The following is a 24,779-nucleotide window of genomic DNA, read 5'->3' as shown; positions in this document are numbered from 1 at the left end:
TTCGGTGAAAACGACCGGGGGTAATGATATTTGGTCGATCGGGACCCGGCACTCGGCCGGGTCCCGAATCGGCTCACAGGAACATGGTGTCGCCGAAGATCGAGTTGGTCGCGGTCACCGATCCGGAGGTGGCGGTGACGGTCGCCCACGAGTAGATGTTGAGCGGTCCGGCGCAGTTGCCCACCATCAGATGGAAGTCCCGGTTCACCAGGTAGGTGGTGCCCGGGTCCAGCGCCCGGCTGCCGACATCGATCTTCTTGATCTCGCCCGGCGCCATCGACAGGTTCAGATCCATGCCGGCCGAGATCGACGGGCCGACGTCCACGGACGCGTCGGGCCCCGACGAACCGAATCCGATCGAGCCCCCGGCGTCGACCGAGATCCCGCCGCCGAGATCGACGGTCAGGGTCAGATCCACCGCGCAGGCCACGAAGTACCCGGAGGTGAGATCGCCGGTCGCGCCCCCTGGCGCGGTGACGTAGGCGGTGTTGTCGAGGAACACCTCCCGATTGGTCGGCATGGCGTTGAGCGCGGGCACCTGCCGGTAGGACTGGTCGGTGTGCCCGATGGTCAGTTCGAAGCCGGCGGGCCCGTGGTAGGTGGACTCGTGCGGCGCCATCGGTGTCGCCGAGGCCATCGGCGTGATCCCCAGAGTGCTCAGCGCGATCGCGGCGGTCCCCAGCACGGTGGTGGTGATGTTCATTGGTGTTCCTCCCCGAAGTGTCGGCCGTGTTTTCCGGCCCGACATCAAGGTAGGAATTCCGGCTGCGACCCGGATGCCGCCGGACGCGGCGGAAGGCTGGGAATCGCAGGTGAGAGCGCTGTGCCCGGTTTTCCGGTCCGGCCGTGGTGGACCGCCGTTCCGGTCGTCCGGCGGCTCGATGAAAATCGCAGGTGGAGAGGGGTTTTCGTCCGGACCGGACACCCGTCGGGCCAGGTCGGCGCCGGTGGGTTCGCGAAGGCGCCCCGGCGGGCCGCCGGTGCGGTCGGGAAGCCGCCGGTGTGACCGCGGTCCCCCGAGTCGCGACAGCGGCGAGATCAGGGAGATTCCCGATGCCGGGAGATCGCGCAGCGTGCCAGTATCGAGAGTATGGATCCGTCTGTTCCCGCCCGCGACGCCACCCAGGGGTACCCTCACGGGTACCGCAGTGCCCCCGGGAACAACGCGCACGCCGCGCCGAGCGGTCCGCCACCCACCGCGCCGAGCGGTCCGCGACCCACCGCGCCGCCGACCGGACCGGGTGCGGCGAGCGCGCCACGATTCGGTGGCAATCGCCGGCTCAACTGGGCGCCCGCACTGATGGGCCGCGCCGCCGACAGTGCGCAGCGCGCCTCGGGCGGACAGGTGGTCTATGGCGCCCCGCAGCCCTACCTGGCGCAGCCGTCCCCGCGCGCCGCGGCGGGATATCGATTCGCGCCCGGCCACCAGCAGTTCCCCGGTGCGCAGGGCTACGGCGTGCCACGCGGGTATCGCCCCGGCATGCTGCCGGTACCCGGTCCCGCGCCGGTCGAGCGGCCGGTGCCCGAGCTGCCGCGGTTGGTGCGGCGCACCGGTGGCCGGGTGGTCGGTGGGGTGGCCGGGGGACTGGCCGATCATCTCGGCGTCGACGTGCTCAAAGTACGGATCGCGTTCGTGTTGCTGTCCGCGCTGGTCGGCGCCGGTCTGGTGGCCTATGGGCTGCTGTGGATCTTCACCCCCGCCGGCGCCGACGCGGTCAAGCCGACCGGCGACGAGCGCAGGCAGGCGATCGGCCTGGCACTCCTCGGCCTCGGCCTCACCGCGACGGTGTCGTGGCTGTTCCAGGGCACCGCGGCGCGGGTGATCGCGCCGATCGTGGTGGTCGCGATCGGCGCGGCACTGGTGTGGCGCGAATACGACGCGGCGGCGCCGGGCCCGCGCGCCCTGTTCGGGATACCCGCGCGGCCCTCGGTGGTGACCTGGTCGCGGATCGTGGCCGGGGCGACGCTGATCGTGGTCGGGCTGGGCGTGGTGGTGCTGGCCCGGATCGACCTGAGTTCGCTCGGTTCGGCGCTGATCGCGGTCGCGGTCACCCTGATCGGCGCGGGCCTGCTGACGGTGCCGCTGTGGCTGCGCATGGTGCGCGCGCTCAACGCCGAACGCGGCGCCCGCATCCGCAACGAGGAACGCGAGGAGATCGCCTCGCACCTGCACGACTCGGTGCTGCAGACCCTCGCGCTGATCCAGCGTCAGGCCGAGGACCCCCAAGAGGTGCTGCGCCTGGCCCGCAGCCAGGAACGCGAACTGCGCAAATGGCTCTTCGACGACACCGCGCCCGCCCAGTCCAGCCTGGCCGCGGCGCTGCGCACCATCGCCGGTGAGGTGGAGGACCAGCACGGTGTGAAGGTCACCCCGGTCACCGTCGGCGATGTCACGATGGACCCCGGTGACACCGGCGCCGGCCTGCCCAAGGAACACTTCACCGCCCTGCTGGGCGCCGCCCGGGAAGCTCTGGTCAATGCCGCCAAACACGCTGGCGTCCCGGAGATCGACCTGTTCGCCGAGACCGAACCGCATCAGGTGAGCGTATTCGTCCGCGACCGCGGCAACGGTTTCGACGTGAGCGCGGTCCCCGAGGACCGCCGCGGCCTGGCCAAATCCATCCGCGCCAGGATCGAACGCCGTGGCGGCACCGCCGAGATCGACTCGACCATCGGCCGCGGCACCGAGGTCCGCATCGTGCTACCCCGCTCTGACTCGGGCACCACCGACACACCCGACGATCGCACCACCTCCGTCGACCCGGCCGCCGCTGATCAGGTGGTTGTGCGACCGTCGGGTGACGCGTGATCTGTTCTGCGTCGACATCTCGCTGGGCCCGCGGATACGGCTGTCACCATGCCACCATGCGCGGCGTCCCGGCGACACCGCAGGCGGATTCGCCGGACCGGTCGCGCGCGGGGTTCGCAGGGTGCACACGTGGAACAGCGGGTCGTCGGTCCGCCGCACCGGTCGCGCGCGGGAGGTCATGATCGGTGTCGGTGTGGTACCGATGAGGGCAAGTCGCTGGGTGAGGAGAGCCGGTAGTGAGTGTTCGGGTGTTTCTGGTCGATGATCACGCGGTGTTCCGGTCGGGGGTGCGCGCGGAGCTGAGCCGGGAGACCGATATGGAGATCGTCGGCGAGGCGGGCGCGGTGGCCGAGGCGGTCGCCGGGATCGATGCCGCGCGACCCGATGTGGTGCTGCTCGATGTGCACATGCCCGACGGTGGCGGGGTGGCGGTGCTGTCCGGAATCGCCGAGGGGCCGGTGTGTTTGGCGCTGAGCGTCTCCGACGCGGCCGAGGACGTGATCGCGGTGATCAGGGCGGGCGCGCGCGGGTATGTCACCAAGACCATCTCCGGGACCGAACTCGCCGACGGCATCCGCCGGGTGGCCGGCGGTGACGCGGTGTTCAGCCCGCGCCTGGCCGGTTTCGTGCTGGACTCGTTCACCGGCCGCTCCCCGGTCCCCGAGCCGCCACTCGATCCCGAACTGGACTCGCTCACCCCGCGCGAACTGGAGGTACTGCGCCTGCTCGCGCGCGGCTACACCTACCGCGAGATCGCCGAGACCTTGTTCATCTCGGTGAAGACCGTGGAAACCCACGCCTCCAACGTGCTCCGCAAAACCCAGCAGTCCAACCGCAATGCCCTGACCCGCTGGGCCCATCGCCGCCGGATCGAGTGATCACATCACCGCGATGATGATCGCGATGAGGATGACCAGGCCGATGAGGATGCCGGCACCGATGGCCAGGGGGGCGCCGTCGGGGAGGTTGTCGACGAAGCTGCCGGTGTGCTGGCGGGGTGCGGCGGGCGCGGCCGCGGCCGGCATGGGGGTGCGCTGAGGGCGGGGGAGGGGGGCTGAGTGCGGGCTGCGCAGGCCGCTGGCGGAGTTGCGGGCGGCCCAGGACGGGATGGTGCCGTCCTCGGTGCGCAGCGGGGCGCCGAGAATGTAGGCGCCGGTGCCGGGTCCGAAAGCGGCGGTGAGGATTTCGTCGCGGGCCTCGGCCATGGTCGGGCGTCGCTGGGGAGCGGGCTCGAGCATGTGCAGCAGAGCCTGGGTGAGGATGCCGCTGCGCGTGGGCGGAATGATCTGGCCCATCGCGGCCCGGGTGACGACATCGTTCTCGTCGTCGTCGAAACCGAACGGCGGCTGACCCTCCAGCATGGTGTAGAGGGTGGCGCCCAGGGAGAACACGTCGCTGGCCTCGGTGGGCTGGGCGCCACGCGCGATCTCGGGCGGGAGGTAGGCGGGGGTGCCGGTGATCATGCCGTCTGGTTCGTCGCTCGGGGCGTCGCCTGCACCACGGGAGATACCGAAGTCGCTGAGCTTGGCCAGCCCGACGCTGTTGCCGCGGTCGGCGACCAGGATGTTGCCCGGCTTGATGTCACGGTGCACGATGCCCGCGGCATGCGCGGCGGCCAGCGCGTCGGCCACCTGCGCGCCGATCTGGGCGACCTCGACCGCGGGCAGCGTGTCGACCAGCGCGAGCGCCTTGGCCACACTGCGCGAGGGTAAATGCTCCATGACCAGCCAGGGTTCGCCCGCTTCGAGCACCACGTCGTGGACGGCGATGGCGTGCACATGTGAGAGCTTGGCGGCGACCCGGCCCTCGTGCACGATGCTGGCGCGGATCCGCTCGGCCTCGGCCTCGCTGAGCCCGGCCGTGGACAGCACCTGCTTGATCGCGACATCGCGGTTGAGCAACCGATCGGTCGCGAGCCAGACCGCGCCCATGCCACCCCCACCCAGTTTGGACTGCAGGCGGTAGCGGCCCGCGACCAGGTAGTCGGGGCCGATATGGGGGCGAGCACGTTCGGTCACGGGTGCGAGGGTAGCCGAATATGCCGCTGACTGGCCGGTATCTCTACTCGCGGGTATAAGGGCACCCCGCTGTGGACACGTCAGGGGGTGGGTGCCACTCTGGTCGCCATCGAACGTATATTCGAATATGATCGATAGCTGGAACGGTGCTGAGAGTGTGGTGCTGAGCGGTACTCCGCTCGCGGGTCCATCGTGGAAGTAGGTGGTGTTGATGGGTTCGCGGGAGTACTCGCCCGATCGCGAGCGCACGCTCGACGACCTGCGCAGGCGCATGGCCGCGGTCCCGGGCCGCGGGGAGTCCGCGACCGCACACACCCCGCGTGACCAGGCATTACGTCGCGATCTGCTGCCGGTGCCCGCGCCGCTGGCCGATCTGCTGCCCGACGGCGGCCTGCCGAAAGGCGCGGTCGTCGCCTATTCCGGCGCGCACTCCCTGCTGACCGGGCTGCTCGCCGCGGTGACCGGGGCAGGCGGTCACGCGGTGGTCGTCGGCCTGCCCCGGCTGGGTTTGCTGGCCGCCGCCGAAATGGGTGCGCAGCTGTCCCGCCTGGCGGTGATCCCCGACCCGGGCCCCGACCCCGCCGAAGTCGCCGCCGTCCTGCTCGACGGCCTGGACCTGGTGGTCCTCGGCCTCGACGGGCGCGCCGTCCCGCCCGCCCGCTGCCGGGTACTGGCCGCGCGCGCCCGCAATCGCGGTGCCACCCTGGTCGTCGCGGGCGGGAACTGGACCGACCCGGCCCTGCGCCTGGATTCCCGCGTCACCGGCTATCGCGGCCTCGGTGCGGGCCGCGGCCGCCTGCGCTCGGTCTGCCTCGACGTCCGCGTCAGCGCCAAAGCGGGCCCGGCTCGGCACGGCCGCATGGATCTGTGCGCGCTGGCCGACCGCACCGAATGGCGGACCCGCGAGACCGCCACGCGCGCCACCGAAGTCACCGCATTACGTGAAGCGGTGTCATGACCATCGGCGCGCCGTCCGGGTTACCGCCATGGGTCTGAGCCGACCTTCGATTCCGCGCGGTGAGCGCCGATCTGCGCGTCGCCCTGTGCGGCTTCGGCGGTGTCCGCGCGGTGGGCGAGGCCGCGCTTCGTTACCGAACATGCTGGGGTGGCGGTATTTTCGGTGGGTGTCGTCGTGATGCGGGCCGATCGGGTGCTGGCGCTGTGGTGCCCCGACTGGCCCGCGGTGGCGGCCGCCGCGGTGGCGAAGGTCGCCGCGGACCGGCCGATCGCGGTGCTGCGGGGGAACCGGGTGGTGGCGTGTTCGGCCATCGCCCGCGCCGACGGGGTGCGGCGCGGGATGCGGCGGCGTGACGCGCAGAGCTGCTGCCCGGAACTCGTTGTCGTACCGGATGATCCAGACCGTGATGCGCGGCTGTTCGAGCCGGTGGTCGAGGTCGTCGACGCGACGGTGCCGGGTGTGGAGGTGTTGCGGCCGGGCCTCGTCGTGCTCGGGGCACGCGGTGCCGCACGGTATTTCGGGTCCGAGGAGGCGGCGGCGGAGCGGTTGATCGACGCCGTCGCGGCGGTGGGTGCCGAGGCGCAGATCGGGATCGCCGACGCGGTGTCCACGGCGGTGATCGCGGCGCGGCGCGGAGCGCTCGTGGCACCGGGGGAGGGCGCGCGCTATCTGGCCGCGCTGCCGGTGGCCGAGCTCGCGAGCGAGCCGAGCCTAGCCGCGCCCGAACGCGCCGAACTGGTCGACCTGTTGCGCCGCTTGGGGTTACGCCGGATCGGCGATTTCGCGCGCCTGTCACCCGCCGAGGTGGCCTCGCGTTTCGGCGCCGACGCCGTGCTCGCGCACCGTACCGCGCGGGCCCTGCCGGAGCGTCCGCCCTCGGCGCGCCCGCCCGCCCCGGAACTGACCGTCGAACTGGTCTGCGATCCACCCGTCGACCGGGTCGACGCGGCCGCCTTCGCCGGCAGGCAACTCGCCACCCGCCTGCACACCGCCCTCACCGCGGCCGGGGTGGCCTGCACCCGGCTCGCGGTGACCGCGCGCACCGAGGCGGGCGAGGAGCTGACCAGGATCTGGCGCTGCGCCCGCCCGCTCACCCCGCCCGACACCGCCGACCGGGTGCGCTGGCAGCTCGACGGCTGGCTCACCCACCGCGCCCGCCCCACCGCGCCCATCGCCACACTCACCCTGGAACCGGTCGAGGTGGTCGCCGCGGGTGCCCTGCAACTGGGGCTGTGGGGCGGTGAGGGCGAGGAGACCGAGCGGGCCCGCCGCGCCCTGGTCCGGGTGCAGGGGCTGCTCGGCGGCGAGGCGGTGCGCATCGGTGTCCTCAGCGGCGGCCGCGGCCCCGCCGAACGCGTCACCACGATCGCGCTCGGCGACGAACTCACCCCCGCCACCGATCCGGCCCACCCCTGGCCCGGCCGCCTCCCCGAGCCGGCGCCCACCCTGCTCCTGCTGCATCGCCCGACTGTGTACCTGACCGACGCCGACGGCCTCGCCGTCCTGGTCACCGACCGCGGCCTGTTCACCGCCGACCCCGCCCGCCTGCGCTGGGGCAGCAAGGAATGGGCGCTGCTCGGCTGGGCCGGACCGTGGCCGGTCGCCGAACGCTGGTGGTCGGCCAACCCGGCCACTCCCGCCGTCCGCGCCCAGATCCAGCTGGACGCGGCCCCCACCGAGATCCGCGCGGTCCTGCTGGTCTACGACGCCACCGACTGGCACGCGGAAGGCGTCTACGAGTAGGTGTGTCCGCCACCACTGCGGGCCCGGCCCTAGAGTGAAACGACCGTCCAGGATCGGCTGGACCCGGTCGCGGAAGGAGCCGTCATGAACCCGTTCGAGGGGATGTCGTGTACCGCGGCGGCCGTCGACCTGCCGATGGCGGGGACGGCGGCGCATGTCACCGGATGGTTGTGCATCGAGCATCCCGGCGCCTGGGGGCGCGACGTGCTCGCCGATCAGGTCCTCGGCCCGGAGATCACCGCCGAACTGGCCGCACGCAGCGTGGCGGCCCACGTGCGCCCGACGCTGATCCGGCGCCCCGGCCGCAACGAGTTCACCGGTACCCGCACGGTGCTGCTGGCCAGTTCGCGACCCGAGGGCCCGTGGTGCGAGCGGTTCGAGATCACCGACCTGCGTCAGCTCTTCGACATCGACCTGCACCTGGTGCACGGTCCAGCACCGGGAATCGGTGCGCGCGTGGACGATCCGGTCGTGCTGGTCTGCGCCCACGGCAAACGCGACCAGTGCTGTGCCCGGCTCGGCAGGCCGATCGCGGCGAGCTTGTCCGCCGATCGCCCCGGCCGGGTCTGGGAGGCCTCACACACCGGCGGTCACCGTTTCGCTCCCGCCGCCGTCGTGCTGCCGACCGCGCTCACCTACGGCCGCGTCGACGCGACCACCGCCGAGCAGATGCTCACCGCCGCCGAAGCGGGCCGGGTCTCGACCGTCGGCTTCCGTGGCCGCGGCTGCCATCCGCCCATCGGCCAGCTCGCCGAAGTGGCTGTGCGCGAACGTGTCACCGCCGCCATCGACGACCTCACCGTCGAACTGGAGCCCACCTCCACCCACGATCCCACCCTCGCCGGCGCCGCCGTGGTCACCCACCGCGACGGCCGCCGCTGGCGCGTCACCGCCCACACCGTCGCCGCCCCACCCCGCCAGGCCAGCTGCAACGCCGCCGCCAAGCCGACGGTCTACCTGGAAGCAGCGACCGTGGAGGAACTGATCCCGATCGCTGGTTAGCTGATCGTTAGGAGTACGTTCTAGCGTACATAGCGGAAAGTACGATTTAGCGTACAATCGCCGATGTCGCATATAACGTACATACGTTCAAGGGCTGGAGCTCATGAGACCTGTCACGTTCTACAGTTCACCCCAACTCGGTTCGGTCGTGCGTGCGGAACGTGAGTCGCGATCGCTTGCTCAGGCGGAGCTCGCCGAACAGGCTGGAGTCACCCGGCAGTGGCTCGTACGCTTGGAAACCGGACGACTTACGAACCCCACGTTGCAGAACGTGCTGCGTGTTCTCGACTCGCTGGGTCTCGACCTCACTGTCGGGCCACGTGCAAGTCGGAACGAACCTGATCTCGGTCACCTCATGGGGCGGTTGTGAAGGAGCTTATCGCCTACCTCGACGGTGTACGTACCGGCACCTTCACTCAGGACAACCACGGTGCAATCACATTCCGCTATGACGATGATGTAGATCCGCTCGCCACCCCCATGTCGATTGCGATGCCGGTGGTGCCTGGTGCAAAGTATCGAAATCAGATTGCGCGCCCGTTCCTGCCTCTCGTACCGGGGAAATCGAGTTCGTAGACCTCGATGCGCTTGTTGCTGAAGTCATTGCTGATGCTTCCGAATGGATGCGCGGCCGTGATGATATCCGCTGGAGTCTCGCCGGCGCTCAGCCGAAAATCGCCCTGTATCGTGACGATCAGGGGCGATGGGGGCTCCCGTTGGACTCGACGCCGACGACGCATATTCTGAAGCCTGCGGCAACCGGTAGCGGTCACGATCTCAATGAGTTCGTCACGATGCGCGCTGCCCAGCATCTCGGATTGGACGTAGCCGAGCACGCGATCCTTCTCACCGATCGTGGGGATCATGTCTTTGTCGGACGCCGGTATGACCGAGTGATGATCAACGGCAGGTTGAGTCGACTCCATCAGGAAGACTTCGCACAGGCGCTCAGTGTTGATCCCGCCGCAAAGTATCAAGCCGACGGCGGGCCTGGAGTCTCGGACTTTGCTCGGCTGTTGGCAACGATGCCACCGCAAGCGCAGGACGACGCACGATTCGGTTTGTTCGAGGCTTTGATATTCACGGTGGCCGCAGTCAATACCGACGCTCACGCGAAGAACTACTCGATCATCCACTTCGGTCGGCAGATGCGCCTGGCGCCACTCTACGACCTCGGTAGCAATGTGCTCTATGACGGCCCGTCCACTGTGGTTTCGGCAGTCTCACTCGGAGGTGAACGCGCGATGGACCGAATCGGTTCATCGCACCTGATGAAGGTTGCGAAGATCCTGCGAGTCGATGCCGACCGGGCGGCGTCCAGTATCGAGCGCATTCGATCTGGTGTTGCCGAGGCGTTCCTGTCTGCGCGCGATGAAACCGACACGGACGCCGCCGGTCACGCATACCTTGCTCGCCTTACCGATGCGATCGCGACTCGCTCACGTGCGCGTGGCTGGTAGACCTGAGCTGTCTCACCAGTGCGTGCCGGGGACCCAGCGGGCGGCGCGGCGTAGGGCGGTGCCGGTGGCCTTGCGGGCGGCCGAGCGTGGTTTGGGGGTGCGGGGCGGGGTGGTGGGTGACGGTGTGTCCTCGGCCGATTCCCCTTTGGACGCAGGGGAATCCGGCAGGGCGCGGTAGTAGCGGTGCAGGACGCGGTCGCGGAGTTTGGGGGTGATGATGCCGCCGTATTCGGCGAGGGTGCCGAGGGGGACGTCGATGCGTTTGGGGCGTTCGGTGAGGGCGCGCACGATGGTGCCCGCGGCCCATTCGGGGGATTCGGAGGGGCCCTGGTCGCCGCTGGGGGCGATCATCGGGGTGCGTACCAGCGGCATGTGGATGGTGGTGAAACCGACACCGTCGGCGAGGGTTTCGATGGCGGCCACCTCGGCGAACTTGTCCAGCGCGGCCTTGCTGGCGAGGTAGGCGGCGAAGCGGGGCATCGCCATCTGCACGCCGGCGCTGGAGATGTTGACGATCTGCCCGAAGCCGCGCTCACGCATCTGCGGCAGCAGCGCGAGGGTCATCCGGACCGCGCCGAAGTAGTTGACCGCCATGGTGCGTTCGAAGTCGTGCATACGGTCGGTGGAGCGGTGGATGGCGCGGCGGATGGACCGGCCCGCGTTGTTGACCAGCATGTCGACGTGACCGTGCTGGTCGAGAATGGTCTTGACCGTCGTGTCGACCGATTCGGCGTCGGTGACATCGCACTGGTAGCCGTAGGCTCGTCCGCCCGCGTCGGTGATCTCGGCGACCACCTCGGCGAGTTCGTCGCCACGCCGGGCGAGCAGGAAGACGACAGCGCCCTTGCCGGCGACCGCGAGCGCAGCGGCCCGCCCGATGCCGGACGACGCGCCGGTGATGACGACATGCCTGCCGGTCAGCTCGCGCCGCCGCTTACGGCCCTGCGCGCCTGGAGAAACCTGGGACATCACTGCTCCTTTGCAGCTCGTTCCCACTAACTTACTCCAAAGTAAGTTCTGTGACCAGATCGAAAATTGCTCGAAAATATGTTCGAACGCCTCTCGTCAATCTTCGAACGTATGTGCGATACTGGTGTACATGGCGGACGATCGGATGGCGGATATCTATGCCGCGGTGCGGCTCGGCGGTTTTGATCAGGAGGCGGCGTGCGCGGCGCTGAGCAGGCTCTGGGACGAGGTGGGTGACGATGGCGACCCGTTGCATCGCTGTGTGATCGCCCATCACCTGGCCGATGTGCAGCAACTCCCCGAGGGGGCGCTGCTGTGGGATCAGCGGGCGCTGGCCGCGGTGTTCGGGCCGGGCATCCCGCTGGACGAGGGGCTGCGCGGGTTCCTGCCCTCGCTGTATCTGAACCTCGCCGACAGTCACCGCCGCGTCGGTGACTTCGAGATGGCGCGGATGCAGCTGGCCATCGCGCGCGGGCACCTCGATGTGCTCGCCAACGATGCCTACGGCGCGGTGATCCGCACGGGTCTGGGACATGTGGAGGCGGCGCTGGAAACGCGCTCGATGGAGCGCCTGCCGGTGAGTTGAGTCGAGAGGAGTGGGCGCGTGGGCTGGAGCAATGGCCCGCCGACCTGGTCGGAGCTGGAGCGGGTGCTCTCGGGCAGGCCGAGCGGGCGCCCGGCCGAGGACATGCATCCCGGCGACGGCGGCGACAGCCCGGCCTGGTCGCGCAAGCGGGGCGAATACCGTGCCGCCGCGCTCGACCGGCCGACCGGCCCGGCGGTGCCCTACGCCGAACTGCACGCCCACTCCGCCTACAGCTTCCTCGACGGCGCGAGCCAGCCCGAGGAACTGGTGGAGGAGGCGGTGCGGCTGGGCCTGGAAGCGCTGGCGCTCACCGACCACAACGGGTTCTACGGGACCGTCCGGTTCGCCGAGGCGGCCAGGGAATGGGGAATGCCAACGGTTTTCGGTGCCGAACTGTCACTGGGAACCGATGCGGAGGCGGCGCCGGGCCGAGGGGATGCGGTCCGGCGCCGTTCTGTTCCGCGCGGGGGAGTGCGGGTCGCGGCGGGAACCGAGCATCCCACCGGGCATCGGAACGCACCGGACTCCGTGCCGCGCACCGGGTTTCCCGATCCCGCCGGCCCGCATCTGCTGGTACTGGCGCGCGGCCAGGAGGGGTACCGGCGGCTGTCGCGGCAGATGGCCGACGCGCACATGGCGGCCGGCGCGAAGGGCATTCTGCGCTACGACCTCGACACCCTCACCGCGGCAGCGGACGGGCACTGGCACATCCTCACCGGCTGCCGCAAAGGCCACCTGCGCACCGCGCTGGACCAGGACCTGGCCGTCGGTGACACACACCTGCCGAAAGCCGAAGCGGCCCTGCGTGATCTGGCCGAACGCTTCGGCGCCGACCGGGTGAGCGTCGAGCTCACCCACCACGGCATCGCCACCGACGACGAACGCAATGCCTACCTGGTCGCGGTGGCCGACCGGGTCGGCATCCCGGTGCTGGCCACCACCGGCGCGCATTTCGCCGCGCCCGCCCAGCGTCGTCGCGCCATGGCGCTGGCCGCGATCCGGTCCAGGAGCAGTCTCGACGAGATGGCGGGCTGGCTGCCGTCCACCGGCGGCGCGCATCTGCGTTCGGGCGCGGAGATGGCGCGGCTGTTCGCCGAGTATCCGCGGGCGGTGTCGCATGCGGTGGAGCTGGCTCGCGAATGCGCGTTCGACCTGCGCCTGATCGCGCCGAAGCTGCCCCCGTTCGACGTGCCGGCCGGCCACGACGAGGACTCGTGGTTGCGTGATCTCGCGATGCGCGGCGCCGCCGCACGCTATGGCCCACCGGAGCGAAATCCCCAGGCGTACCGGCAGATCGAGCACGAGCTCGCGGTGATCAAGGAGATGTCGTTCCCCGGTTACTTCCTGGTGGTGCACGACATCGTCGGGTTCTGCAAGGACAATGACATCCTGTGCCAGGGCCGGGGCTCGGCCGCCAACTCCGCGGTCTGCTACGCCATCGGCATCACCAATGTCGACCCGGTGGCCAACAAGCTGCTCTTCGAGCGGTTCCTGTCCACCGAACGTGACGGGCCGCCCGATATCGATGTCGACATCGAATCCGATCGGCGCGAGGAGGCCATCCAGCACGTTTACACCAAATACGGCCGCGACTACGCCGCGCAGGTGGCCAATGTGATCACCTATCGCGGCAAGTCCGCGGTGCGCGATGCCGCACGGGCACTGGGCTTTTCGCCTGGACAGCAGGATGCCTGGAGCAAACAGGTCAGCCGCTGGTCGGGGGTGGCCGCCGAGACCGGCACCGACATCCCCGGCGCGGTACTCGAGCTGGCCGGCGAACTCGACGGTCTGCCAAGGCATCTGGGCATCCACTCCGGCGGCATGGTGATCTGCGACCGGCCCATCGCCGACGTGTGCCCGGTGGAATGGGCGCGGATGGCCGGGCGCAGCGTATTGCAGTGGGACAAGGACGATTGCGCCGCAGTGGGTTTGGTGAAGTTCGACCTGCTCGGCCTCGGCATGCTCTCGGCCCTGCACTACATGATCGACCTGGTCCGCGAGCACAAGGGCGAGACCGTCGAACTGCACGCGCTCGACCTCGCCGAACCGGCCGTCTACGAGATGTTGCAGCGCGCCGATTCGATCGGGGTGTTCCAGGTGGAGTCGCGCGCGCAGATGGCGACCCTGCCCCGGCTGAAACCACGCACCTTCTACGACCTGGTGGTCGAGGTCGCGCTGATCCGGCCGGGGCCCATCCAGGGCGGCTCGGTACACCCGTACATCCGCAGGCGCAACGGCCTGGAGAAGCCCGACTGCGACCATCCCGCCCTGGAGAACTCGCTCGCCCGCACCCTCGGCGTACCGCTGTTCCAGGAGCAGCTGATGCAGATGGCCATCGACGTGGCCGGTTTCAGCGCCGCCGAGGCCGACCAGCTGCGCCGCGCCATGGGCTCCAAACGGTCACCGGAGAAGATGGAACAGCTCAAAGACCGCCTCTACCAGGGCATGCGGGAGCTGCACGGCATCACCGGCGCGGTCGCCGACCGCATCTACGAGAAGCTCTACGCCTTCGCCAATTTCGGTTTCCCGGAAAGTCATTCGCAGAGCTTCGCCTCGATCGTGTTCTATTCGGCGTGGTTCAAACTGCACCATCCGGCCGCCTTCTGCGCCGGGCTGCTGCGGGCCCAGCCGATGGGGTTCTACTCGCCGCAGTCGCTGGTCGCCGACGCCCGCCGCCACGGGGTGCTCGTGCACGGCCCCGACATCAACGCCAGCCGCGCCGAACCCACCCTGGAGAACGCGGGCACCGAGGTCCGCCTCGGGTTGTCCGGCATCCGCCACCTCGGCGCCGACCTCGCTGAGCGCGTCATCACCGAACGCACCACCCACGGCCCCTTCACCTCGATGCTCGACCTCACCGCCCGCATCGAACTGTCCGTCGCTCAGGTCGAATCCCTCGCCACCGCAGGCGCTCTGGACAGGCTTGTCGGCGCCGACGACGCGGTGCGCGGTGCGCGGCGGGCGGCGCTGTGGGCGGCGGGCGCGGCGGCACGGGAGCGCGCGGACCTGCTGCCCGGCACCGGGCCGGTGACCGCGGCCCCCGCCCTGCCCGGCATGAGCGCACTCGAACTGGCCGCCGCCGATGTGTGGGCCACCGGCATCTCACCCGGCAGCTATCCCACCGAATTCCTGCGCGAGTACCTGCGTTCCCTCGGCGTCGTTCCGGCCGCCGACCTGCTGCTCGTCGAGGACGGCACCCGCATCCTGGTCGCCGGCGCCGTCACCCACCGGCAGCGTCCCGCCACCGCGGGCGGGGTCACCTTCCTCAATCTCGAGGACGAGACCGGCATGGTCAATGTGGTCTGCTCGGTCGGTCTGTGGAGCCGCTACCGCCGCCTCGCCCAGAGCGCCACCGCGTTGCTCGTGCGTGGCCGGATCCAGAATGCCGAGGGCGCGGCCAGCGTGGTCGCCGACCATCTCGAACACCTCGATCTGCGCATCGTGGCCCGCTCGCGCGACTTCCGCTGAGTTTCCGGTGGCGGTCGGCGGAAAACACTGGGTACCTTGGTAATCGGAGAACGTTCTTCGGGGGCGGATATGCGTCGACAGCAGACCGATCGTGGCACCGTGCTGGTGCCGGTGCGCACCAGGTTGTTCGTGCGGTTGGGCGAGGTCGTCGTCTCGTTGCCATCGATCGTGCTCAGTGGCTGGCTGCTCGTGGAGCTGTGGGCCCGGCTCGGGTACTGGACCACGATCGTCGTCGTGGTGTGGGTGCTGGCGAGCGCGGTGTACCTGTTTTTCGTCTGTTCCGCCGTCATCGGGGCCGCTGATCAGGCGAACCGGGCGGAGCCGGCCGAGCGCGAGCGACTGGCCGATGCCTGGGCGCTGGTCGCGGGCGACGACGCGGCTCGATACACGTTGTGGATCAAGGACTCCGACGAGGTGGGCGGGTATGCCGCACCGCTGCGCCACATCTGCGTCACCTGTCAGGCACTGGCGGTGACCTCCGACGGTGAACTGCGCGCGCTGCTCGCCCACGAGTGGGCCCACCACCTGCTGGTTCCGCCGCTGCTGCGCCGGTGGATCTCCTGTGTCCGAGGTCTTTTCGAAGTTCCGTTCGGACTGTGCATAAGCTTCGTCGCGGCCATCGTGCTGATCGTCGTGCGTGGTTGCGGGATGATCGGCAATCGGCTGTCGGGGTATCACCCGCCGCCGGCCGACCACTTCCGGATGGGTGCCACCGCGCCGACCGTGGCCTACCTGACCGTGGGATGGGCGCTGGTCACCGTCCTGACTCCGGCGCTCGGCTCGCCGGTGGCGGTGCTGGTCGCGCTGATCGTCCTGGCGCAGGAACCGGCGCGCGCACAGCTGTCCCAGCAGGTGGAGTTCCGCGCCGACCGCGTGGCGGTGGACCTCGGCTACGGCGCCGATATGCGCGCCTTCCTGCGCGCTTCGGGCGCGGCCTGGGAACACACCCATCCCGTGCACCCGTTGCCGGTGCGCCTGTTCGGTACCCACCCCACGGTGGCGCGGCGGGTGGCCACGATCGAGGCACGCGAACGCAAAATCTCCAGGCCATGACCGGCTCGAACCCACTACGCTGCGAACATGCGCAAGGTTGCCGTAGTGCTGATCGGGTTGCTCGGGCTGCTGTTGCTGGCCGGGTGCGGTGGTGGCGACGATGCCACCTCGGGTGGGGCACCCGCCCCGACCGTGTCGGGTCCCCGTGGCGCGGTCGCGCCCGGGTTCCGGGAGCAGGCACCCGCCGACGACAGCCCGGCACCGGATTCGACGCGCAAAGAGGTGATCACCGGCTCGGTCGACATCACCACCGACGACCCGATCGCCGGCGCGGCGACCATCACCGAGCAGGTGCGCGCGGTCGACGGCCGCATCGACAGCCGCACCGAACAGCCCGGCACCGACAAGCGCAATGCCCGCGCCGTGCTCAGCGTGCGGGTGCCCGCCGACAAGACCGACGCCTTCATCAGCGGGCTCGGCGGGGTCGGCCAGGTCACTCGGGTGAGCACCAACCGCGACGACGTCACCATGCAGTGGCAGGACCTCGACGCCCGCATCCGCGCCCTGCAAGCCTCCGTCGACCGGCTGCGCGCGCTCATGTCCGGCGCCACCAACACCGCCGATCTGATCGCCGCCGAGGAGGCGCTGTCGAGCAGGCAGGGCGAACTCGACAGCCTGACCGCGCAGAAACGCTCACTCGACGACCAGGTCGCCCTCTCGACCCTGACCATCACCCTCACCGCCGACGCCGACCGCGCACCCGGCGAGGCCGACAACTTCTGGGACGGCATCGTCGCCGGCTGGAACTCGCTGATCGACTGGCTGCAGGACGCGATCGTGTTCGCCGGCAAGGCACTGCCGTGGCTGGGTTTCCTCGCGGTGATCGGCGGCGTGCTCTGGGCACTGCTGCGGGTGCTCCGCCGTCGCCGCAGGCCGAGCGTGCACGCCGCCTCCGCCACGCCGACCTCGACACCCACCGGGCAGCAGGCAGAGACGAAAGCCGAAGCCTCCGAGCAGAATCCGACCACCGAGAGCGCGAAGGAGGCGAACGGTGCCGACGGTGCGGGCGACGATCAAACCCAACAGCCGTAAAGGCCCACTCGTCGAAACCGCCGACGACGGCACCCTCACCCTCTACGTGCGCGCCCCCGCAGTCGAAGGCAAGGCCAACAAGGCCGCCATCGAACTCCTCGCCACCCATTTCGGCGTAGCCAAGTCGGCGGTCCGCCTCACCGCCGGCACCACCTCACGCTTCAAACGCTTCGAGATCGACACCTGATCAGGCGTCGTCCGGAGTGATCAGTTCGACGCGAGGGAAGTAGGTGCGGAATCGGGCAGCGTCTCTGGTGAGCAGCCGGTAGCCCGAATACGCCGCGTGCGCTCCGATGTAGAAGTCCGGGAGTGGGCTGCGTTTCTCACCGCCACGCCGCCGATAGGCGACGAAAGCCTTGCTCGCCACGAACCCGGCCTGGAACGGCATGGGAAAACGTTCGAGGTCGGCCTCGGGAATGGCGTCGTCGAGGTCCTCGATGGTGTCGAAACCCCCGGCCACCTCGGCATAGATAATCGGATTGATGACCGTTGGCCCGGCATCTCGTGCTTCGGCCAGGGCGTCATCCGACCAATCCGCCCACTTCGGGTCGTCGGTGAGCACGTCGAGCAGGACACAGGAGTCCACCAGAGTGATGGGCGGGTCATGAGCCAGTCTCAGCGGACGACCGGAAGCACGCCCGCTAGTCGCCACGGAAGAGTTCCATGAGCTCGTCTGTGCTCATGGAAGTGGTCGCCCGGCCGCGCATATGCCCGGTGAGCCGCTTCCCACGGCGCTTCGCGCCCTCGCGGCGCACAATCTGCAATGCGTTGCCGACCTCGACGACCTCGACCTCGTCGCCTTCTTCGAAAGCGAATTTCCGTCGGAGCTCGGCCGGAATCGTGACCTGCCCCTTGCTGTTCAAGCGCACTACTCACCACCTTGTACTCGACACCCGCCGAAACGATACGTATCACACGCGATACGTATCTGATTGTACCGCGATGTCGGTTCAGACCGATCCGGGAAAGCCCAGCTGGCGCCATGCTTCGTAGACCGACACCGCCGCCGCGTTGGACAGGTTCATCGAGCGGCGGCCCGGCAGCATCGGTATCCGGACCTGCTCGGTGATCCGCGGATCGGCCAGTACCTCCGCGGGCAGACCGGTCGGTTCGGTACCGAACAGCAGCGCGTCGTTGTCGCGGTAGGCGATATCGGTGAAGCGGGTGGTGGCCGCGGTGGTGAAGGCGAAGACCCGGCCGGGGTCGATCGCCGCCCAGGCCGTCGCCAGGTCGGGATGGACCGTCACCACCGCGAGGTCGTGATAGTCGAGACCGGCGCGCCGCAGTTTCGCCTCCGACAGGTCGAAACCGAGCGGCTCGATCAGATGCAGCGCACAGCCGGTTCCCGCGGCCAGCCGGATCGCGTTGCCGGTATTGGGCGGTATCACGGGGTTGTGAAAGATCAGGTGCAGCACAGCCGATCACTCTGTCATGTGTCCGGCGTCCGGGTGGCGGCGGCGTCTGGAACAATCGGGGCGTGAACAAGGCGGAGACGACCGGTAAGCACCGGGTGGTGCGGCTGACCGCGTGGCAGCAGTACCTGCGCAGTCACCTGCCGATGACGGTGGTGACCGCGTTGATCGTGGTGGCTGTCGTGTTCGTCGCGGGGGATCGCTGGCGTCGCGGCGCGCTGATCTTCGGCAGTGCCGCGCTGGTGGCGGCCGCCTTCCGGCTGTGCCTGCCGACGGTGCAGGTGGGATTGCTCGCGGTGCGTAGCAAGCCGTTCGATGTCGCCGCGCTGGCCGCGCTGGGCAGCTCCATCGTCTTTCTGGCGGCCACGATCAACACCCTCGGCGTCAGCTGAAACGGGCAGTGCTAGTGCTGGACCGCGGTCAGCGGACGTGATCCCTGGGTGCCGTAGAGCTCGCGCGCTCGCGCCGGGGTGACGGTGTCGCGCAGGGCCGGCTCGCCTGCGGTGACGTGCTGGCGCAGGATCTGGCCGGTCATCGGCACCAGGTACGGTCCGGCCGCGGTCAGCAGTCGCAGGTTCCGCGCCGCCGCGACCTTGGCCACCAGGCGCGCGGGGATCGTGATGGCCCGGTCGACGAAACGCGGCCGATCGAACCGTCCGAGCTCGCGCATCCACTTCGGCAGCGTCGCGATCGAGGCCATGGCCAGCAACCGGCTGCCCACCGCGATCTCGACGCCACCGTTGGCGCGCGGGGTCCACAGCAGATAGTGCATACCGCGCACCGCCGCCTCGGTGACGCACAGTTTCGGCCGCATCCGCGCGAAGTAGGCGCGCACCTCCTCGCGGGAGCGCGGCACCTCCTCGGGACGGCAGGTCTGCAGTTCGGCGGCGATCGCGCACTCGGCCCAGTAGCGCTGCTCCTCGGCGGGGCTGAGCTTGCCGGGGCCGAACATCTCGTAGGCCTTGAGCACCGAATGCCAGCCGGTGACGTGGATCCACAGCTGCGTGTCGGGACTGTTGGCGCTGTATCGCTTGCCGCTGACCGGCTCGATCCCGGTCATCGGGGCGTGGATCCGCATCAGGTGCTCGGCGGCCTGGGTCGCGGTGCGCCCGTCGCCCACCGCGACCAGCAGGAAGTAGGACAGGGTGTGGTCCAGCCGCTTGGCCGGACTGTTGTAGATGCCCTGCGAGTCGGCCACGGCGGCGGTGAGGAACGGCTCGAAGTGTTCGAGGGTGACCGCGCGCTGGAATCCGATCAGCGCTGTCGGGGCGGCCCAGACCTTCCAGCTGGGGGAGCCGGGCCCGAAGAAGCCGTAGTCGTCCCGGCGCAGGGTGGTCAGGTCGAAGGTCATCGCATGCTCCTTTGCAGCGCGTGAATACAACGCAACCGTAGCAATGTGGCGCGGCGAATACAACGGGAGCGTAGGATTTGTTCCCGGGCGGAGATGTCAAGATGGAGCCATGGAGGTGATCGGCCGATGACGGCAACCAGGGCCGCCGACCGGCCACGCCGCCGTTACGCCCCGCGGCTGCCACCGCACGAGCGCCGCGCGCAACTGCTCGATGCCGCCTTCGCGGTGCTGAGCCGGATGGAACTGCACGAACTCAGCATGGAGGCCGTCGCGCAGGAGGCGGGGGTGGGCAAACCGGTGCTCTACACCGTGTTCAAGACCCGCGCCGAGCTCGTCGAGGCGCTGCTGGAACGGGAACGTGAGCGCGGCCTCGAACAGATCGCCGACACCCTGCCTGCGGATCTGGTCGGCACCGACCCGGTCGCCGCCGCCTCGGCGACGGTCGAGGCGTTCGTCGGTGTGGCACTGACGAATCCGACCCGCTGGCGGCTGATCCTGGCGACACCGGCCAGCGCGCCGGACGAATACCGTGCGGCCCTGCGCACTTCGCGCGCCGAGATCCTCGACCGCGCGCAAGCCCTGGTCCGGGTGGGCATCGCGATGTCACCGCGCTGGGCGTCGATGGACGCGGCGCTGCTGGCGAACTCGACCCTCACCGTCGCCGAGATGCTGGGCCGGCTCGCGGTGAGCGAGCCGGAACAGTATCCGCGCGAACGGCTTCAGGCCTATGTCCGCTCGATCCTCGCACTGGTCACGGGTGTGCCGGAAGGCTGAGCGGCTCAGCGGTTCTCGCGCGCCATCCGCATCGTCTCGGTGAGCAGCTTGGCGACGGCGGCGGCCTCGGTGAGGAAGCCGTCGTGGCCGTCGCGTGAGTGCACGATCTCCAGACCCGCGCAGCCGGGCAGATGCTCGGCCAGCTCGGCCTGCGTGTGCAAGGGGTACAGGCGATCGGAGTCGACGCCGCCGACCACACACGGCACCGGCGTCGAGGCGAGCGCCGCGGCGACCCCGCCGCGGCCACGGCCCACGTCGTAGCGGTTCATCGCCTCGCTGAGCAGCACATAGGTGGCCGGATCGAAACGCTGGCACAGCTTGTCGGCCTGGTGCTCGAGATAGCTCTGCACCGCGTAGCGCCCACCGGCCCACGGATCCTCGTCGCCCTGAGCGTGATTGGCGAAGCGGTGATCGAGTTCGCTCTCGGTGCGGTAGGTCAGGTGCGCGATGCGCCGGGCCAGGCCCATGCCGGTCATCGGCGCGCGGCCGGTGCCGTGATAGTTCCCGTCCTGCCAGTCCGGGTCGGCCTTGATGACGGCCATCTGGGTGGTCTGGAGCCCGATCTGATCGGCGGTGGCTCTGGCGCTGACGGCCAGCACCAGCGCGGCGCTGACCCGCTCGGGCCGTCCGATCATCCACTCCAGCGCCCGCATGCCGCCCATCGACCCGCCGACGACCGCGCCGAGGCGCTCGATCCCGAGCAGATCGAGCAGCTGCGCCTCGGCGGTCACCTGGTCACGGATGGTCACATCGGGAAAACGCGCTCCCCACGGCGTGCCGTCGGGGGCCGGGGTGGACGGGCCGGTACTGCCCTTGCAGCCGCCCAGCACATTGGTCGCGATCACACACCATTCGTCGGTGTCGATCGGCGCGCCGGGGCCGACCATGCCCTCCCACCAGCCCGGCGCGGGATTGTCCGGGCTGGCGATGACGGCGGAGTCGCCGGTGAGCGCGTGCTCGACCAGCACCACATTGTCCAGGGTGGGCGAGAGCTCGCCCCAGCGTTGCACCGCCAGCCGCACATCGGGGACGACGGCACCGTTCTCCAGCGACACGTCCCCGATGGCGACCACGCCGAGTCGCCCGTCCGGCGGTGGCAGCAGGGCCACTCCGGTTCCGGGACGGGCGATCGGCGATTCGGTGCTCACAGTCACGTCGTCGCCGCCGCGAAACCGGCGCGCAGATCGGCCAGGATGTCGTCGATGCCCTCGATCCCCACCGCGAGCCGCACCAGCCCCGGAGTGACGCCGGCGGCCAGCTGCTCTTCCGGCGTCAACTGCGAGTGCGTGGTCGAGGCCGGGTGAATCACGAGAGAACGCACATCACCGATGTTAGCGACATGGCTGTGGAGGCTGAGCGCGTCCACGAACTTCTTGCCCGCATCGACGCCACCGGCCAGCTCGAAGGCCACGATCGCGCCCGCGCCCTTGGGCGCCAGCTGCTTGATCCGCTGGTGCCACGGCGAGGACTCGAGCCCCGCGTAGTACACCTGCTCCACGCCCGGCTGCGCGGCCACGAACTGCGCCACCGCCTCGGCGTTGGCCACGTGCCGCTCGACGCGCAGGCTCAGCGTCTCGATGCCCTGGGCGATGAGGAAGGCGTTGAACGGCGAGACCGCCGCGCCCAGGTCACGCAGCAGTTGCACGCGCGCCTTGAGCGCGAACGCGGGCGCGCCCAGGTCGGCGAACACCGCGCCGTGGTAGCTGGGATCGGGCTCGGTGAAACCGGGGAAGCGCGCGTTGCCGTCGGCGTCGCGCACGGTCCAGTCGAAGGTGCCGCCGTCGACGATCACGCCCGCGACCGCCGCGCCGTGCCCGCCCAGGTACTTGGTGGCCGAGTGCACGACGATGTCGGCGCCGTGGGCAAGCGGCTGGATCAGGTACGGGGTCGCGACGGTGTTGTCGACGATCAGCGGGATGCCCGCCGTGTGCGCCACCTCGGCGATGCCGGGGATGTCGAACACGGCGCTGCTCGGGTTGGCGATGGTCTCGCCGTAGAAGGCCTTGGTGTTGGGCCGGATGGCGGCCTGCCACTGCGCCAGATCGTCGGGGTCGTCGACGAAGGAGACCTCGATGCCGAGCTTGGGCAGCGAGTAGTGGAACAGGTTGTAGGTGCCGCCGTAGAGGTGCGGGCTGGACACGATGTGGTCGCCGGCGCCGGCCAGGTTCAGGATCGCGAAGGTCTCCGCGGCCTGGCCCGAGGCCAGCAGCAGCGCCGCGACGCCGCCCTCGAGCGCGGCGACGCGCTGTTCCACCGCGTCCTGGGTGGGGTTCATGATCCGGGTGTAGATGTTGCCCGGTTCGGCGAGACCGAACAGCGCGGCGGCGTGGTCGGTGTCGCGGAAGGTGTAGGAGGTGGTCTGGTAGATCGGCAGTGCCCGCGCGTTGGTGCTCGCGTCGGGGGCCTGGCCCGCGTGGATCTGCTTGGTCTCGAAGGACCAGTTCTCGGGCAGGGCAGAGTCGGTCATGAATTGCTCCAGGATTGTTTGCCGGTGTCTCGCGTCAGCTGGGTCGGATCGACGGACAACAACACATGGGGGCCTCCTGCAATGCGCGCTTGCTCTCGACCTTCGAGAGCCCGGTCATCACCCGGAGCACCCCGCCGCAGCTGGAGGGTTGCCGACCAGCGAGCCGGGGCTTGGCGCTGGTACTCATGACCTTGCCGTCATGTTAACCGGCGATCTCATCCGTGCGGAAATTTCCCCCCATTTCATCGCCAACATCACTGGCCGGTCGGCGTGTTGCGCGCGTGCCGAATTTTAAAAACCGACCAATCTCTCGATATCTGAGGTTAGGCTGCCGCCGAACCTGAACGAGAGGGGTAACCGATGAGGGTCGGATCGACACTGTTTCTCGCACTCGCGCTGGTCGTGGCCGGTGCGGGTCCGGCAGTCGCGCAGTGCACGGAACCGCCGGGCGACGCCGTGCAGAAGGCGCGCGAACACCTCGCCGCCGACGACGGCTGGGCGGCCGCCGACGGCGGCACCACCGGGGGCGCCGACGCGGCCCAGGACCAGATCTTCACCGTCCGGACCCGGCAGGAACTGAAGGACGCCGTCGCGGGCGACACCCCCAAGATCGTCGTCGTCGACGGCCACATCGAATTCCTCGCCGACTGCGCGTCCTACCAGGATCCCGGCTACACCGAGCAGAAATACCTCGACACCTACCGCGACACCACCACCATCTCGCGCGGCTCCGTCGAGGACGCGCGGCAGCGCTCGGCGAACAACCAGGAACGCGACATGGTGATCGAGGTCGGCTCCAACACCACCCTGATCGGCCTGCCCGGCGCGAAGATCACCGGGCTCGAACTCGGGCTCACCCGGGAGAGCAACATCATCATCCGCGACCTGGAAATCCAGGACGCCTACGGCTGCTTCCCGCGCTGGTCGGGCTACGACTGGAAGACCTACAACTCCACTATCCGGATGGAGGGCGCCCGGCACGTCTGGCTCGACCACCTCACCCTCGGCGACGGCACCCGCACCCTGGCCACCGAGACCACCCAGTACGGCAAGACCTACCTGCACCACGACGAACTGATCACCGTGATGAAGGGCAGCGACCTGATCACCATCTCGTGGTCACGCCTGCACGACAACTTCAAGCCGGTGATGCTCGGCGTGCTCGACGACGGCGCGTCGAACACCGGCAACACCCGGGTCACCATGCACCACAACCTGTTCGACAAGACCGTGCTGCGCTCGCCCACGGTGTACTACGGCCAGGTGCACCTCTACAACAACTCCCACGTGGCGCCGCCGTCGACGTGCTGCTGGTACTACCAGTGGGGTGTCGGCACGGATTCGGCGATCTACGCCGAGAACAACGTGTTCACCGGCGGTATGCCCGAGGTCCGCGACATCCTGTGGAATTTCGGCGGCACCGCCGTCCACGAGACCGGCACCCTGGTCGCCGGCGAGCCGGTGGATCTCGTCGCGCAGTTCAACGCGAGTACCGACCCGCGCGATCCCGACCTCGGCACCGACGTCGGCTGGCAGCCCACCCTGCACGGTCCGATCGATCCCGCCGAGCAGGTTTCGGCGATCGTCGAGGCGGGCGCGGGAGCGGGCCGGACCGGGTGAGGCCCCTGCCACCGCCCTGACATCGGATGTTAGTTTTCGGCTATCGAAGGTGCGCGA

At 69.5% G+C, this 24,779-nt stretch carries 25 protein-coding genes and 1 riboswitch; of the genes, 16 read left to right on the top strand and 9 right to left on the bottom strand.

Going from position 1 to position 24,779, the window contains the following annotated elements; translation table 11 throughout:
• Positions 1–73: 73 nt before the first annotated feature.
• A complete protein-coding gene (locus tag ACFXK0_RS20980; RefSeq protein ID WP_379412208.1) occupies positions 74–703 on the bottom strand; it encodes an MspA family porin in 630 nt (209 codons plus the stop codon).
• A 777-nt stretch (positions 704–1,480) separates the two neighbouring features.
• On the opposite strand from ACFXK0_RS20980, the gene ACFXK0_RS20975 reads away from it, so the two are divergent.
• Both ACFXK0_RS20975 and ACFXK0_RS20970 read left to right on the top strand, forming a co-directional pair.
• Positions 1,481–2,809 carry a PspC domain-containing protein gene (locus ACFXK0_RS20975; RefSeq protein ID WP_379412338.1) on the top strand — a complete coding sequence of 443 codons (1,329 nt, stop codon included), beginning with the start codon at positions 1,481–1,483 and terminating at the stop codon, positions 2,807–2,809.
• Between the two features lie 236 nt (positions 2,810–3,045).
• On the top strand, positions 3,046–3,687 hold the full coding sequence (locus tag ACFXK0_RS20970) for a response regulator (protein ID WP_379412206.1): 642 nt from the start codon (positions 3,046–3,048) through the stop codon (positions 3,685–3,687).
• Here ACFXK0_RS20970 and ACFXK0_RS20965 read toward each other — a convergent pair whose 3' ends face one another.
• Entirely contained in the window at positions 3,688–4,827 is a 1,140-nt protein-coding gene (locus tag ACFXK0_RS20965; protein WP_379412205.1) for a serine/threonine-protein kinase, read from the bottom strand.
• Positions 4,828–5,038: 211 nt separating this feature from the next.
• Between ACFXK0_RS20965 and ACFXK0_RS20960 the strand changes: the two genes are divergently transcribed.
• The 6 genes from ACFXK0_RS20960 (at position 5,039) to ACFXK0_RS20935 (ending at position 9,990) form a co-directional block, all read left to right on the top strand.
• Entirely contained in the window at positions 5,039–5,785 is a 747-nt protein-coding gene (locus ACFXK0_RS20960; RefSeq protein ID WP_379412203.1) for a hypothetical protein, read from the top strand.
• 177 nt (positions 5,786–5,962) lie between these two features.
• Positions 5,963–7,528, top strand: coding sequence for a DNA polymerase Y family protein (locus ACFXK0_RS20955; protein ID WP_379412337.1), 1,566 nt, complete (start codon positions 5,963–5,965; stop codon positions 7,526–7,528).
• Between the two features lie 84 nt (positions 7,529–7,612).
• The gene (locus ACFXK0_RS20950) at positions 7,613–8,530 is read left to right on the top strand and encodes a sucrase ferredoxin (protein WP_379412202.1); all 918 of its coding nucleotides are present in this window, start codon (positions 7,613–7,615) and stop codon (positions 8,528–8,530) included.
• Between the two features lie 103 nt (positions 8,531–8,633).
• The gene (locus tag ACFXK0_RS20945) at positions 8,634–8,900 is read left to right on the top strand and encodes a helix-turn-helix transcriptional regulator (RefSeq protein ID WP_379412200.1); all 267 of its coding nucleotides are present in this window, start codon (positions 8,634–8,636) and stop codon (positions 8,898–8,900) included.
• Positions 8,897–9,106 carry a HipA N-terminal domain-containing protein gene (locus tag ACFXK0_RS20940; protein ID WP_379412199.1) on the top strand — a complete coding sequence of 70 codons (210 nt, stop codon included), beginning with the start codon at positions 8,897–8,899 and terminating at the stop codon, positions 9,104–9,106. The genes ACFXK0_RS20945 and ACFXK0_RS20940 overlap by 4 nt, the downstream gene beginning before the upstream one ends.
• Before the next feature lie 47 nt (positions 9,107–9,153).
• On the top strand, positions 9,154–9,990 hold the full coding sequence (locus tag ACFXK0_RS20935; RefSeq protein ID WP_379412198.1) for a HipA domain-containing protein: 837 nt from the start codon (positions 9,154–9,156) through the stop codon (positions 9,988–9,990).
• A 12-nt stretch (positions 9,991–10,002) separates the two neighbouring features.
• Here the strand turns inward: ACFXK0_RS20935 and ACFXK0_RS20930 are convergent, their stop codons facing one another.
• Entirely contained in the window at positions 10,003–10,959 is a 957-nt protein-coding gene (locus tag ACFXK0_RS20930; RefSeq protein WP_379412196.1) for an SDR family NAD(P)-dependent oxidoreductase, read from the bottom strand.
• A gap of 130 nt (positions 10,960–11,089) precedes the next feature.
• Between ACFXK0_RS20930 and ACFXK0_RS20925 the strand changes: the two genes are divergently transcribed.
• From ACFXK0_RS20925 to ACFXK0_RS20905, 5 genes are all read left to right on the top strand, one after another.
• Entirely contained in the window at positions 11,090–11,545 is a 456-nt protein-coding gene (locus ACFXK0_RS20925; RefSeq protein ID WP_379412195.1) for a hypothetical protein, read from the top strand.
• A gap of 18 nt (positions 11,546–11,563) precedes the next feature.
• Positions 11,564–15,013 (top strand): error-prone DNA polymerase, encoded by a 3,450-nt coding sequence (locus ACFXK0_RS20920; RefSeq protein ID WP_379412194.1) that lies wholly within the window; start codon positions 11,564–11,566, stop codon positions 15,011–15,013.
• A 69-nt stretch (positions 15,014–15,082) separates the two neighbouring features.
• Positions 15,083–16,066, top strand: a complete 984-nt coding sequence (locus ACFXK0_RS20915) for a M48 family metalloprotease (protein ID WP_379412192.1) — start codon at positions 15,083–15,085, stop codon at positions 16,064–16,066.
• 27 nt (positions 16,067–16,093) lie between these two features.
• Positions 16,094–17,098 (top strand): DUF4349 domain-containing protein, encoded by a 1,005-nt coding sequence (locus ACFXK0_RS20910; protein WP_379412191.1) that lies wholly within the window; start codon positions 16,094–16,096, stop codon positions 17,096–17,098.
• A complete protein-coding gene (locus ACFXK0_RS20905; RefSeq protein ID WP_379412190.1) occupies positions 17,058–17,285 on the top strand; it encodes a DUF167 domain-containing protein in 228 nt (75 codons plus the stop codon). The genes ACFXK0_RS20910 and ACFXK0_RS20905 overlap by 41 nt, the downstream gene beginning before the upstream one ends.
• On the opposite strand, the gene ACFXK0_RS20900 is transcribed toward ACFXK0_RS20905, so the two are convergent.
• The 3 genes from ACFXK0_RS20900 to ACFXK0_RS20890 all read right to left on the bottom strand — a co-directional run bounded on the left by ACFXK0_RS20900 (position 17,286) and on the right by ACFXK0_RS20890 (position 18,513).
• Positions 17,286–17,684, bottom strand: coding sequence for a type II toxin-antitoxin system VapC family toxin (locus tag ACFXK0_RS20900; protein WP_379412189.1), 399 nt, complete (start codon positions 17,682–17,684; stop codon positions 17,286–17,288).
• A gap of 55 nt (positions 17,685–17,739) precedes the next feature.
• On the bottom strand, positions 17,740–17,967 hold the full coding sequence (locus ACFXK0_RS20895; RefSeq protein WP_379412188.1) for an AbrB/MazE/SpoVT family DNA-binding domain-containing protein: 228 nt from the start codon (positions 17,965–17,967) through the stop codon (positions 17,740–17,742).
• 81 nt (positions 17,968–18,048) lie between these two features.
• A complete protein-coding gene (locus ACFXK0_RS20890; RefSeq protein WP_379412187.1) occupies positions 18,049–18,513 on the bottom strand; it encodes a tRNA (cytidine(34)-2'-O)-methyltransferase in 465 nt (154 codons plus the stop codon).
• Between the two features lie 143 nt (positions 18,514–18,656).
• Here ACFXK0_RS20890 and ACFXK0_RS20885 point away from each other — a divergent pair, with 143 nt between their 5' ends.
• A complete protein-coding gene (locus tag ACFXK0_RS20885) occupies positions 18,657–18,902 on the top strand; it encodes a DUF3017 domain-containing protein (protein ID WP_379412336.1) in 246 nt (81 codons plus the stop codon).
• A gap of 11 nt (positions 18,903–18,913) precedes the next feature.
• Here the strand turns inward: ACFXK0_RS20885 and ACFXK0_RS20880 are convergent, their stop codons facing one another.
• Positions 18,914–19,861, bottom strand: a complete 948-nt coding sequence (locus ACFXK0_RS20880; protein ID WP_379412186.1) for an oxygenase MpaB family protein — start codon at positions 19,859–19,861, stop codon at positions 18,914–18,916.
• Between the two features lie 126 nt (positions 19,862–19,987).
• On the opposite strand from ACFXK0_RS20880, the gene ACFXK0_RS20875 reads away from it, so the two are divergent.
• Entirely contained in the window at positions 19,988–20,635 is a 648-nt protein-coding gene (locus ACFXK0_RS20875; RefSeq protein WP_379412185.1) for a TetR/AcrR family transcriptional regulator, read from the top strand.
• Between the two features lie 5 nt (positions 20,636–20,640).
• On the opposite strand, the gene ACFXK0_RS20870 is transcribed toward ACFXK0_RS20875, so the two are convergent.
• Positions 20,641–21,789, bottom strand: coding sequence for a homoserine O-acetyltransferase (locus tag ACFXK0_RS20870; RefSeq protein ID WP_379412184.1), 1,149 nt, complete (start codon positions 21,787–21,789; stop codon positions 20,641–20,643).
• Complete coding sequence (locus tag ACFXK0_RS20865; protein ID WP_379412183.1) at positions 21,786–23,102, bottom strand: bifunctional o-acetylhomoserine/o-acetylserine sulfhydrylase; 1,317 nt, start codon at positions 23,100–23,102, stop codon at positions 21,786–21,788. Before ACFXK0_RS20865 ends, ACFXK0_RS20870 begins: the two co-directional genes overlap by 4 nt.
• Positions 23,103–23,182: 80 nt before the next feature.
• Positions 23,183–23,293: riboswitch (SAM riboswitch) on the bottom strand.
• A gap of 169 nt (positions 23,294–23,462) precedes the next feature.
• Here ACFXK0_RS20865 and ACFXK0_RS20860 point away from each other — a divergent pair.
• Positions 23,463–24,722, top strand: coding sequence for a polysaccharide lyase family 1 protein (locus ACFXK0_RS20860; protein ID WP_379412182.1), 1,260 nt, complete (start codon positions 23,463–23,465; stop codon positions 24,720–24,722).
• Positions 24,723–24,779 lie beyond the last annotated feature (57 nt).

It is taken from the genome of Nocardia sp. NPDC059177 (assembly GCF_042755165.1).
In the GTDB taxonomy this organism is placed as follows: domain Bacteria; phylum Actinomycetota; class Actinomycetes; order Mycobacteriales; family Mycobacteriaceae; genus Nocardia.
This window is presented reverse-complemented; position numbering and strand designations above follow the sequence as displayed.